This window comes from Desulfobacter vibrioformis DSM 8776 (assembly GCF_000745975.1).
GTDB lineage: Bacteria > Desulfobacterota > Desulfobacteria > Desulfobacterales > Desulfobacteraceae > Desulfobacter > Desulfobacter vibrioformis.
In genome coordinates, this window is the sequence record NZ_JQKJ01000008.1 from 74,767 (window position 1) to 87,013 (window position 12,247).

The following is a 12,247-nucleotide window of genomic DNA, read 5'->3' on the forward strand; positions in this document are numbered from 1 at the left end:
GTTTTTTAGATTTGGTTCTAATCGGGCAACAGATCATAAAAATACATCATGGCATCGGACCGGGAGATGATACCGATGATTTTTCCATCTTTCATGACCGGAATTCTTCCGATATCATGTCTGATCATGAGGCGGGCCGCTTCAAAGGCGCTTTTATCATAATCAATGGTAATAATGTTGCGGCTCATAATGGCTTTAACCGGGGACTGCATCTGTTTTGACTTTTTGATTTTTCTAAAATCACGTCTTGAAACAACGCCCACAAGATTCTTGTCATCGTCCACAACAGGCATGCCCGAACACCCCATCTCCCGCAGCATCATGGCCACATCCCCCACAAGGGTGTCGGCTTTTACCGTTACCACAGGGTAGGACATGATATCGGAAAGCATGACCGAGGAATACTGGTTGCCCTTGAGCAATTCCAGAACGGTTTCCAATAGTGCGTCAGGATTCGCGCCCTTGACCAGGGCAGAACCGGCTCCGGGATGGCCGCCACCGCCCAGGGAGCGCATGAGTACGCCAATATTTATTTCATCCACCCCGCTTCTGCCGATCACCATGCATTTGTCTTTTTCCACGTCCCTGAATATGCCAAAGGCCACATCTACATTCATCAGTTCCCGGTACATCTGCATCACCATGGCCAGGTTTTCCACCCGGCCATGGATTTTCACCTGGGAGACGCTCAGTGAAAACCCTTTGATTTCACTTCGTTCTGCCCGCTGGATCATGTCAAAGAGGATCTCCTTTTGTTTTTTGCCGTAAGCCGGTTGCAAAAAGGTGCCCAGGATATTGAGATCCGCTTTGCGGTCCAGCAGAAATCCTGCCGCATAAGCGTCTTCGGGAAGGGTGGACGGATAGGACAGATGACCTGTATCTTCATAAAGGCCGATTAAAAACAAGGTGGCCTGAATCGGGGTGATCAGTTTACGTTCCTTTTGGATTTGCTGGACAAGCAGGGTAACTGCAGCCCCTGTCCGGGAAAGATGTGACTCCCGGGCGTCAATATCCCCGTCTTCGTGGTGGTCCCAGACAATGACGTCAAGGTCCGTCTTTTCAGATAAAACGCTTAAGCGCTGGTCCAGGCGGGACCATGAGTGTGTGTCCACGCAGATAAGGGTGTCTACCGTATCCAGATCCACTTCATTGGGTGCCCACAGATTAAAAATATCCTTGTGAATGGCTAAAAAATTTTTAAGGTTGGCATTAACGGTTCCGGGAAGGACAGGCTTGGCATCGGGATATATGATGGTGGCTGCCACAAGGCATGCCAGGGCATCAAAATCAGAACCTTTATGTGTGGTGATGATTTTCATAAGACCTCTTTGTTGGCGGAAGTGTTTTTATGATAGGATCTTGATCAGATATTTTGCCGGATATCATTTCAATAGGCTTGTTTACATTTTTTTGTTGGTCCATTCATACAATATACCCATTATTTGATGATGCCTCAACTTTTATCGGGCTAAAATTCAAGCAAACAGATCACAGTCCCCAATGGACGAGACCATGATAAGGGTGGGCAAAGGGGCAAGTGTCCTGGTATACCTGGCCTGAAACGCTTCTGCTTCGTTTTGTTCAGGCAGGTTGAAGCCGATGAAAACAACCGATGCACTGGTTGAGATGGATTTAAATACCGTTTCAAAGGAATCCGTGGACACGATGACCCTGGTTTCAGCCTTTACCCTGGCCTCCCGCAGCAGGGCTTCCAGGGCCTGCTTTGCCGGCTGCACTCCGGCAGGATCCTGGATGATCCTGAACAGCCTGATGGCGGCATCAGCCCATTGCCTGTTCAGCATGAGAAGATGGGCCAGGATAATCATCAGGGAACCGTTTTTTTTGCCCCGCCACCAGATATCGATAAAGATTTTTCCATGATCCTGGGGAAGCCCCTTGGCATTGATTATAACAAGATTCATTCCCATGGCCCGGACAATGCGCAGATGCCGCGTAAAGGACTGGGCCCTGGCCGGGTCTGATGACCAGCCGAAAATTACGGTGTTGTGCTTCAGGGGCCCCGGGGGATGGGCCTGGAGCGCTGCGCAGATGCCCTGGTCAAGATCGGGTAACACCATAACCGTTGAGAAACCGCTGACGCCGTATTCCCGGAAGGCTTTTTTAAGCTGGGTCAAGGCGGTCTGCCTTTTTTCCATGAGGTCCTGGATATTGCCGGGAAGGATACGGACCAGGGTTACAATGCCCCGTTCTTCGCCGATCCACAGGGCATACTGCACCAGGGGCAAACGGGTTTTAGGATTTCCCGAGAACACCAGAACCGCCGGGCGCCAGTTTTTGGGGTGAACGGGCATCATTGAAAGCTGGTGAAGATTGGCTTTAAGCCTGGAATAGAAAAACCCCCATCGTGCGTCACCGAAACGGACCTTAAGGGACCTGCGTCTAAGCAGTACAACCATTGCGGAGATGATGCCGGCCGCACAAACCGCTGTCAGCGGGTGAATCAAAAAGGCTGTGACCGCGCACCCTGCCGCCGCGACAAGGGCTTGCAGCCAGTGATAGTACCTGAATCCCGGTCTGAAGGACGGGTTGCCGGCAAAGGATTCAACAAAGGCGGCAACATTGATCATTGCATAGGTGTAAAGAAAGAACATGGTGACAACACCTGCCAGGATATTAAATGCCTGGCCGGTGTTGCCATTGCCTGCCCACAGGATTGTGATGATGGTTAAGCCCAGGGTCAGCCACAGGGCCCTGACCGGCTCATTGGCCTGTCCTGTCCCCTTTTCAAATGGATGCAGAATGGGGATCAGCCGGTCCCTGGCAACGGCCTGGATCACCCTGGGGGCCCCCATGAAGGATCCCAGGGCACTGGACAGGGTGGCTGCGAATACACCGGCAACCACCAGGAATCCGGCGTTAAAAAGCGCCTGGCTGCAAAGCGTTTCAAAGGATGAATAAATCAGTTGTTCCCGGGATTGGGCTCCGCCGCATAAGAGGATCTGAAGCCCGTACACGATAAATCCTGTGACAACTGCGCCAAGGGTGCCTGCCGGGATGGCCCGGGCCGGATTCTTCAGGTCCCCGGACATGCTGATGCCTGCCATGATTCCGGTGACTGCCGGAAAATAGATGACAAAGACGTTCCAGAAGGCGTATGTATCTTTGGTGTAGCCCGGTCCAAAGTTATCTGAAAACAGGTTGATGTCAAAATGAGCCAGGGCTCCGCCTAAAAATGCGAGAATGGAAAGCACCAGGACCGCCATGATAAGAAATTGGGTTCGTACGGCCCACCTGGCACCGGCCCGGGTGATGATGAACAGAAAAGCGGTGGTGATCAGGGCAATGGTTCTGAAGTGGATCCCAAGGGTTGGAAAGGTCCGGATCATGGATTCGGTAAATCCCAGGATATAAAACGGAACGGAAATCGCCTGGGAGCAGAACAGGGCCAGACCAATGGCACCGCCAAGCTCGGGCCCGATGGATCTTGATATCAGAAAATAGGCACCACCTGCCGAAACCGGCGTGTTTGTGGACACGGCTGAAACGGAAATTGCCGTTAACAGTGTGATGGCATGACTCAGGCATAAAATCAGAATGGTTTGAAAAATACCGGCCTGGCCAATGACAAACCCGGCGCGCATGAACAGGATTACACCGAGAATTGTAAGGATGGAGGGCGTAAAAACGCCGCCAAATGCGCTAAGGTTGTTTCCTGTATTTCCCTGGCCTGGTTGTGGTTTTCTGGTGGTTGCTGCCATGATCGTAACATCCCCCCAAGGATATTTTACTCCATCCGGCGCAGCTTTGGGTCTGGCTGGATTTTTTTGATTTCAGATCCTAGCGGACACAATAAACTATGAAAAACATTTTAACCACAGAATACACGGAAATCACAGAATTCTGTCTTCAGTGTCTTCTGTGATTTCCGTGGTTAAACTTTTTCAGATAAAAATTTCTATGGGAAAATTTTACTTTATTTTTTGGGGATAAATCTTTTTTTAGGGGAAATTCATAGGGGCGTTTCCATTTTGCCTGCTATTTGATACTGTATGCAGGATAAGAATAGAAACCTAAAAAAAAGGGTTCGTCTGTATTAATACACCTTATGATATCAATGCATTCTCTTTATAATAGATTCTTTTGCCTGTTGGCCCGGCGTCTGCCCGTGATGTCGGCTTTGGGCATCGCTGCTGTTTTCTGGTCTGCAGGGTTGGTGTTTGCATCCCAATCCGACCTGGGCTTCAGTGTGCATACGCTGACATCAAAGGTGCCTGGAAAAACAGCCCTGATCGTGGGCGGTATCCAGGGGGATGAGCCGGGCGGATTCAATGCTGCGGCCCTTATTGCCACCCGGTATAAAATTCTGTCCGGCCAGGTCATTGTGGTGCCGAACCTCAATTTTGAAAGTATTATTAAGCGCAGCCGGGGTGTTTACGGGGACATGAACCGCAAATTTGACCAGGTGAGCAAAACAGATCCCGAACGGCAGACCATTGTTAAAATAAAATCAATGATCACTGACCCGGGTGTGGATTTTATTTTAAATCTGCATGACGGCTCGGGATTTTTTACGCCCACCCGTGAAAGCAATCTGCGCAATCCTGACAGATGGGGGCAAAGCATTATCATTGACCAGGCCCGGATGCCTGCAAAATACACAGGCCTGTTTTGTGATCTTGCAGCCACGGCACAGCAGTGTGCCCAAGATGTCAATGCCCATCTTATCGATCCCGGTCATACGGTGCGCGTTAAAAATACCCGGACAGCAGAAGGGGACGAGGAAATGGCAAAAACACTTACCTTTTTTGCCCTGAAAAATGAGAAACCCGCCTTTGGTGTTGAAGCCAGCAAATCCTTTCTGACCCCAGGGCGTGTATATTATCACCTTCTGGCCATTGAATCCTTTTTAAAAAAGGCCGGGATCTCTTTTGAACGTGATTTTTCTTTAACCAGAAGTGAAATAGGAATGGCCATTGACAAGGATATCGCCCTGACCCTGGGTGAGCGCAGAATTTTGATCTATGCTGAAAATATACGCAGTCGCATCAATTACCTGCCCATGGAAAAGAACAGTGGGCTGCAGTTTCTGGTCAATAATCCCCTGCTGGCCCTGGTGCATAATAAATCGGATTTCAGCCTGTACCACGGCAACCGCTGCCTTTCCCGGCTCAGGCCCCAGTATTTTGAATATGATCTGGGAATCGACAGTATTGAGATGGACGTTGACGGACAAAGAAAACAGGTTCCCTTTGGCTCCCGGATTTCGGTTAAAGAGCAGTTTATGGTGCATCCCATACCGGATCACCGGGTGAATATCATTGGATTTTCAAAACAGGATATAGAGGACGAGGCAGGTGTCCTTGTTACCAGAAACGATTGTATGCAGCGTTTTTCAATTGACCGGGACGGCCGGATTTTCAGGATTGAAGTCTACAGCCAGGGTAAATTCAATGGTATGGTGCTTGCGGACTTCCGGTTTCAGGACAAAACCGCCGACATGGTCGGGACCACCAGCCATTTCACTATTAAAGAACAGGTGTTCAGGTAAGACCAATCTTTTAAAGGTAAAACAGGTTTTCTTTACAGCGGTACGGCTTGAATAGCTCAGCTCGATTGATTAACAAGGAATTTTTAAAGCAGGAAAAATGAATCAGGACACAAAAAAAGAGAAAATGATCACCCGCCAGACCTTTTATATTTCCCTTCTCATCTCCCTGACACTGGGGTTTTTGATTGGCACCGCATATACATCATTTAAGCTGGCAGATTCAAGGCAGCCAGGCATTGGACATATGCCGCCGGCCATGATGGGGACTATGCCAAAAGGCATGCCTACTCCTGGAAAAGAGACGGGAGAAGATCAAAGACCGGACCTTGCAACCATGGCAGAGCCCCGTATCAGGGAAATGCAGGCGTTTTTGAAGGAAAATCCTGATAATGCCCAGGCCTGGATCGAACTGGGCAATACCTTTTTTGACCTGGACCGTTTGGGGGATGCCATCAATGCCTATGGAAAAGCCCTGTCCATTCAGCCGGACAATCCACATGTGCTCACAGACCTTGGGGTGATGTATCGACGGAACAATGAACCTGAAAAAGCCCTGGAAGCCTTTAACAAGGCCGTTGCTGTTCAGCCTGATTTTGAAACCGCCTGGTTTAACAAGGGCATTGTTTACATGCACGATCTCAATGATCTCCCCAAAGCCATTGAAGCCTGGGAGCAACTGGTAAAAGTGAATCCAACTGCCCGGACATCCGGGGGAAAACTGGTGTCTGAGCTGATTAAAACCCTGAAAATCCAATCATCGTAATGCAGGACATCAGCCGGTTTTTTCCCGGCCCCCCAAAAGAAATGAAGGACGGCTTTTCATGCATGGTATGGGGACGGCAACTGCCCGTGGTGCGTGGGACCTGCAATGCCCGGCCCGGGATCTGTTTGAATTCCGAATCCGAAATCGTTATCCGGGCACCTTCCGGTTTTGATCCGAAAAAGGAGGCAAATCTGTGGAATCGATGGCTGCGTAATCTCTTAAATAAACGCATTCAGATTCTGCTTGAAAAATGGCAGCCTGTCATGGGTGTGGCACCGGCTGAATTCCGGCTGAAAAAGATGAAAACCCGATGGGGATCCTGTAACACGGTTGCAAAGCGCATATGGATTAATACGGTTTTTGTGCATCTGGAACCCTGCCTGCTGGAGTATGTGCTGGTCCATGAACTGGTTCACCTGCTGGAACCGGGGCACACCCGGCGCTTCTACCAGATTATGGAAATATATCTGCCTGACTGGAAGGAAAACGATGCGCGCCTGAACACAATAGAGTTAAGATAAGGGCAGGAGATGCAAGGCATAGATTCAGTTCTTGCCCTGTCTGGGTTTTCGAACACCATCGGCATAGGCCGACAGCAGAAGCGCAACAAGGCTGTGGTCTGAATAAAGACCTGAATCAGGCCTGGATATAGGCATCCATTTCCGGATACCGAGTTCTGAACACGTTAAATTCATACAGGGTCCGATCATCAAATGGATCAAGGGCAAACAACCGGCTCAGAATTTTTGCCGCATCCGTAATTTTATCCCGTTTGTCCCCCGGCTCTGCTTCTATAAGACGCAGCAGCCCGAACAGGGCAAATTTGTCTTCGGATATAGACAATACCTGATCATAATAATGTCTTGCCTGGGAGAACTGTTTCATCTGCAGGCAGGCATCTGCAATGCGCGTTTTTGCGATGGCCCGACTCATTCCGGCTGCCATGGCCTTTTCCCACAGCTGTTTGGCCTTTTCGTATTCTTTGTTGCCCCGGGCACAATCTGCCAGCCCGTCCATGGCATAGACATTCCGGGGGTCAATATCCAGAATCCGTTGGAACAGGGACTTTGCTTTGGAAAAATCTTCTTGCCGGCGGTAAAAGTTGGCCAGTGCGCCGATGGCTCTGGGGTTTTGGGGCTGTTTGATTACAAGCTTTTCAAGAAGCGGCCAGGCCCGGTCAAATTCCTTGAGGCGGACTAAGATATTTCCAAGGCCTGACAGGGCAAAGGGATCATCAGGGTTCAGGTTGATGGCTTTTTCATAGACCTGTCTGGCAGCGGTAAGGTCTCCTTTTTTGGTTAACGCATCAGCCAGCCGGGTCATCACAAGGTAGTTTTCAGGGTAGGCATCCAGGGCCCGGGCCCAGATGTCAATGGCTCTGTCCAGGTTATTGCTGCCCCTGTATGCGTCGCCAAGACCGGACATGGCAAAAGGATTCAGCGGATCTGCCTTAAGGCATTTTTGATAATATGTTGCAGCCGTTCTAAACTGTTTTTGCATTCGTTTGGCATCACCTAACGCAACCAGTACATAAGGGTTTATCGGCAATATTTTCAGAGCCTTCAGCAACAAGGCTTCCGCTTGTCTGGGCTTTCGAATGCGAATAAGTTCACGGGCACTTTTGCATAAATCCAATGCCTTGATCGCATCATTTTCTTCTTTTTTTTCTTTAACGCTCTTTTGCATTAGCAGTATACCTAATCACAATAAATATACAGCCAATTGTGATGCTTTGTTTGATATTTCAGTTAATCCTATATATAGTAACGCGGTTGATTTTTTGTCAATGGGAAAAAATTGTAAACTGCCTGCTGGGCCTTGGTTCTGTATTGATTTCCAAAGTGGCCGCTTGCCGTCTGCGCCTGCCATATTCTACATAATTGTTTTCCGCCGCTATTCCCGGGAAAAGACCTTGCACGAAATTTTAATGCCCTTTAAATCCCTTATGGGTACTCATCTTTGTTTCTTCTTTTTGTTGCTTGTGTATGAAAACACAAAAGTGTATTTATTTCACGCCTGAATTTTATTCATAATGGTGAAATTACATTAATGCAATTCATTAAACTCCAAAAATGTCATTTCTTTTAAAGGCGCTCTCCCAGCACCTGCATGGAAATGTTATTTAATTTCAAGTAGATGTATTAAAATATTAAAAAGTATGATTTTTGGCATCTCTCTTGCTTTCTACAGAGCATACGTTGTTTTAATGCACATTTAACATGAGGAAGAAAAAATGAAAAAAATTGTAGCGGTAATTAAACCGTTCAAGGTGGATGAGGTTAAAGATGCTTTAGCCAAAATCAGCATTAACGGGATGACTATTTCGGAAGTCAAGGGTTTCGGCCGCCAGAAAGGCCACAAAGAGGTGTACCGGGGCGCAGAATATCAGACAGACTTTGTCCCCAAAGTTGAACTTAAAATCTGTGTTGCAGATGACCAGGTCCAGGCTGTGGTGGATACAATAGTAGAAACAGCGAAAACAGGAAAAATCGGTGATGGTAAAATATTTGTTCTTCCTGTGGAAAATGTTGTCCGTATTCGTACGGGTGAAACCGGAACAGAAGCTTTATAAAATTTAAATTAATAATAATAGGAGATTAAAAAAACATGAAGTATGTACTGATGATTCTGACTTCGTTGGCTTGCACTATCACAGCCGCATGGGCCGGGACAGACGACGCCCCGACAGTGCTCTCTAATGCCGAGGCCATTAAACTGGTCCAGACCCATGCCGACTACGTCTGGACCCTTGTTGCAGCGGCCCTTGTTTTCTTTATGCAGGCCGGGTTCGCCATGGTGGAGGCAGGTTTCACCCGTGCGAAAAACGCTGTAAACATTATGATGAAAAACCTGATGGACTTTTCCATGGGATCACTTTTCTTCTGGGCCATTGGTTTCGGCCTGATGTTCGGTACCTCTAAAACCGGTTTTTTCGGTACCACCGGCTTTTTTCTAAGTGATTTTGAGGTCGGAGGAGATCCCTGGGTACTGGCCTTCTGGATGTTCCAGGTTGTGTTTGCCGCGACGGCTGCCACCATTGTTTCGGGTGCCATGGCTGAACGTACCAAATTTACCGGTTACCTTATATACAGCGCGGTTCTGTCCGCATTGATCTATCCCATCTTTGGTTCCTGGGCCTGGGGATCGTTGTTTAACGGTTCCGGCTGGCTTGAAGGTCTTGGGTTCATTGATTTTGCAGGCTCCACAGTTGTTCACTCTGTGGGTGGCTGGGCTGCATTGGCAGGTGCCATCGTTCTGGGGCCCCGTATTGGAAAGTTCACCAAAGACGGTCATGTTAAACCTATTCTTGGTCACAATATCCCCCTGGCCGCCCTTGGCGTGTTTATCCTGTGGATCGGCTGGTTCGGTTTCAACCCGGGTTCCACCACTGCTGCAAATACCGACATTGCAATGATTTTTGTAAATACCAACCTGGCTGCTGCCACAGGCTGTGTTATATCCATGATCGTTTCCTGGGTTAAGTTTGGAAAGCCTGAAGTGGGCATGAGCTTGAACGGTGCCCTGGCAGGTCTTGTGGGTATTACTGCCGGCTGTGCCAATGTTACGCCTGGTTCCGCCATTGTGATCGGTGCCGTCGCCGGTATTCTGGTTGTCTTTTCCGTACTGTTTTTTGATAAAATCAGAATTGACGACCCTGTTGGCGCAGTTTCCGTACACGGTGTATGCGGTGCCTGGGGAACCCTTGCTGCTGGTATATTTAACATCGGCGGCACAAGCATGAAGATCCTTTCCGTACAGTGCATTGGTATTGTTTCCTGCTTTGCATGGACATTTTGCACGGCTTTTATCCTGTTCAAGATCATTGATACGACCATGGGCTTAAGAGTATCCCCGGAAGAAGAAATGGAAGGGCTCGACTCCACAGAACATGGCGGCAATGCATATCCTGACTTTTTACCCAACCATTAATCATGCCTCCGGCTACTTCCGGAAACTCCGGCGGTAGCCTGGCATTCTCCCTCACATGCAGGAGGAGACTGTGCTAAAAAGTTAACGCAACCACCTGTAGATCCGCTTCGCGTCCTCCTCTCCTTACGCGCGAAACGCCTGACGCACCTGCCGCCTCCCTCCCAGGCGGCAGGTCTTTTTTTATGAAACTAGAGACAAGATACAAGAAACAAGAGGGCAAGCGCCTGCGGCGCCTATTTTAGCCCTTGGCTTTACACGTTTCATTGTTTGTTGTGGGCTTGCGATCCGTATGGGGTAGGGGGGATCAGGCCAAAGGCCTTCCTGGTAGCGGCGTGCATCCGGGCATCATAAAAGCGGGTTTAATGGTATTATGCCTAGCCAGACAATCCAGTATATCCATGGCATTTCCGGTGACAAAGGCGAATATACGGATTTCGTTTTCAACAAGCCGGGCCGCACAGGATTCCGAAATTGCCCCGCAAATCAGGGCCGTGACTTTTTCACGGTTTAAAAGCGCTGCAAGGGCGATGACATCATCCGGCTGGAAAGATTCATATTTATTGTTATGAATGCTGTGATTTTCAATCTCTGCAATCAAAAGGGTTTTTGCTGCGTCAAACACCGGAGAGACCCGGTTTCCCCAAGTGGTAATCGCAATTTTCATGATCTCCTCCTCCAGGAATTTTATGTGTGCATTTACAACTGGATTCCCAGTTTTTTGATCCGCCTGAACAGGGTGCTTTTGTGAATGCCCAGGTCCCTGGCTGCGGCATTACGGTTGTTATTGTTCCGTTTCAACGCGTCTGTAATCATTTTGATCTGGGCTTCAACCACCGGATTTATATTTTTACCGGTTCCCGGTCCTGATTTGGCTGCAAGCGACGGCGGCAGATGCGCCATGGTGATGAACGCTTTGGCGCACAGGACAAAGGCATGTTCAATGATATTTTCAAGTTCCCTGATATTTCCGGGGAAATCATGGGCCATGAATGCGGCAAGCACCTCTGGGGAAAGCCCCTGGATCATTTTGTTCCGGCGCAGGTTCAACCGGGAGATAAATTGGTCCGCCAGGTAGGGAATATCCTCCATTCTACGGCGCAGGGGGGGCAGGGATATTTTAATGACATTAATGCGGTAATAAAGATCCTGGCGGAATTCCTTGTTTTCCACCATGGTTGTCAGGTTTTTATTGGTGGCGGCAATGATTCTGACATTGGATCGCTCTTTGGCAATACCGCCAAGGGGCGTGTATTCGCGTTCCTGAAGTACCCGAAGCAGCCTGACCTGAAAGGCTGGGCTTGTGTCTGCGATTTCATCAAGAAAAATCGTACCCTTGTCTGCCAGGGCAAAATGGCCGGGCTTGTCTTTTACGGCATGGGTGAATGCCCCTTTTTTATATCCAAACAGTTCCGACTCCAGCAACGTGTCCGGCAGGGCCCCGCAGTTGATGGCTACAAAGGGACAATCTTTTCTATGGCTGGTGTTGTGAATGGCCCTTGCCATTAACTCTTTTCCCGTACCTGTTTCCCCTTCGATCAGAACGGATGAATCGCTTTCAGCAATCTGGGGAAGGATATTGAAAATATTCTTCATGGCACTGGAGTTGCTCACCATGTCGTCCACCCGGACGCCTCCGGTCAGCTCCTTTCTCAACGCTTCCACCACAGAGTGGTCCCTGAAGGTTTCCACCCCGCCCAGAACCTCCCCATCTTTATCAATGAGCAGGGAGGTGGATGCCGTTATGGGAATCTTTTTTTGCTGGTTGTTAATAATATATGCGGAACTTGATACAAAGGGTTTGCCCTGATCCATTGTTTTTTTCAGGGCACAGCCCTGTTCGCACATGTTGGAGCGAAAAACATCCCAGCAATGACGGCCTATGGCATCCTGCCGGCAGATGCCGGTAATCTCCTCGGCAGCCCTGTTAAAAGAGGTGATTTTCCAGTTGTAGTCAATGGTAAATACCCCGTCTGAAATTGAATCCAGGATGATTTTTGTGGTGTCAGTGTTTAACGGGGTATTTCCATCATTTTGGGACATGTCGG

Annotated in this window: 10 protein-coding genes; 5 read left to right on the plus strand and 5 right to left on the minus strand. The window is 48.8% G+C overall.

Going from position 1 to position 12,247, the window contains the following annotated elements:
* Nucleotides 1-17: 17 nt before the first annotated feature.
* Complete coding sequence (locus Q366_RS06285) at nucleotides 18-1,319, minus strand: CBS domain-containing protein (RefSeq protein ID WP_035237382.1); 1,302 nt, start codon at nucleotides 1,317-1,319, stop codon at nucleotides 18-20.
* A 156-nt stretch (nucleotides 1,320-1,475) separates the two neighbouring features.
* Complete coding sequence (locus Q366_RS06290) at nucleotides 1,476-3,719, minus strand: APC family permease (RefSeq protein ID WP_051957859.1); 2,244 nt, start codon at nucleotides 3,717-3,719, stop codon at nucleotides 1,476-1,478.
* A 356-nt stretch (nucleotides 3,720-4,075) separates the two neighbouring features.
* Here Q366_RS06290 and Q366_RS06295 point away from each other — a divergent pair, with 356 nt between their 5' ends.
* From Q366_RS06295 to Q366_RS20100, 3 genes are all read left to right on the plus strand, one after another.
* Complete coding sequence (locus Q366_RS06295) at nucleotides 4,076-5,509, plus strand: M14 family metallopeptidase (protein WP_051957860.1); 1,434 nt, start codon at nucleotides 4,076-4,078, stop codon at nucleotides 5,507-5,509.
* 97 nt (nucleotides 5,510-5,606) lie between these two features.
* Complete coding sequence (locus Q366_RS06300) at nucleotides 5,607-6,272, plus strand: tetratricopeptide repeat protein (protein ID WP_035237384.1); 666 nt, start codon at nucleotides 5,607-5,609, stop codon at nucleotides 6,270-6,272.
* Nucleotides 6,272-6,793, plus strand: a complete 522-nt coding sequence (locus tag Q366_RS20100) for a M48 family metallopeptidase (RefSeq protein WP_051957861.1) — start codon at nucleotides 6,272-6,274, stop codon at nucleotides 6,791-6,793. Before Q366_RS06300 ends, Q366_RS20100 begins: the two co-directional genes overlap by 1 nt.
* A gap of 115 nt (nucleotides 6,794-6,908) precedes the next feature.
* On the opposite strand, the gene Q366_RS06310 is transcribed toward Q366_RS20100, so the two are convergent.
* On the minus strand, nucleotides 6,909-7,958 hold the full coding sequence (locus Q366_RS06310) for a tetratricopeptide repeat protein (protein ID WP_035237386.1): 1,050 nt from the start codon (nucleotides 7,956-7,958) through the stop codon (nucleotides 6,909-6,911).
* A gap of 547 nt (nucleotides 7,959-8,505) precedes the next feature.
* Here Q366_RS06310 and Q366_RS06315 point away from each other — a divergent pair.
* Together Q366_RS06315 and Q366_RS06320 are read left to right on the plus strand one after the other, a co-directional pair.
* Nucleotides 8,506-8,844, plus strand: a complete 339-nt coding sequence (locus Q366_RS06315; protein ID WP_035237388.1) for a P-II family nitrogen regulator — start codon at nucleotides 8,506-8,508, stop codon at nucleotides 8,842-8,844.
* A gap of 35 nt (nucleotides 8,845-8,879) precedes the next feature.
* Nucleotides 8,880-10,202 carry an ammonium transporter gene (locus Q366_RS06320; protein WP_035237390.1) on the plus strand — a complete coding sequence of 441 codons (1,323 nt, stop codon included), beginning with the start codon at nucleotides 8,880-8,882 and terminating at the stop codon, nucleotides 10,200-10,202.
* Nucleotides 10,203-10,506: 304 nt separating this feature from the next.
* Here the strand turns inward: Q366_RS06320 and Q366_RS06325 are convergent, their stop codons facing one another.
* Together Q366_RS06325 and Q366_RS06330 are read right to left on the minus strand one after the other, a co-directional pair.
* Nucleotides 10,507-10,866, minus strand: a complete 360-nt coding sequence (locus Q366_RS06325; protein ID WP_035237392.1) for a NifB/NifX family molybdenum-iron cluster-binding protein — start codon at nucleotides 10,864-10,866, stop codon at nucleotides 10,507-10,509.
* 32 nt (nucleotides 10,867-10,898) lie between these two features.
* Complete coding sequence (locus Q366_RS06330; protein WP_035237394.1) at nucleotides 10,899-12,242, minus strand: sigma-54 interaction domain-containing protein; 1,344 nt, start codon at nucleotides 12,240-12,242, stop codon at nucleotides 10,899-10,901.
* Nucleotides 12,243-12,247: the final 5 nt, after the last annotated feature.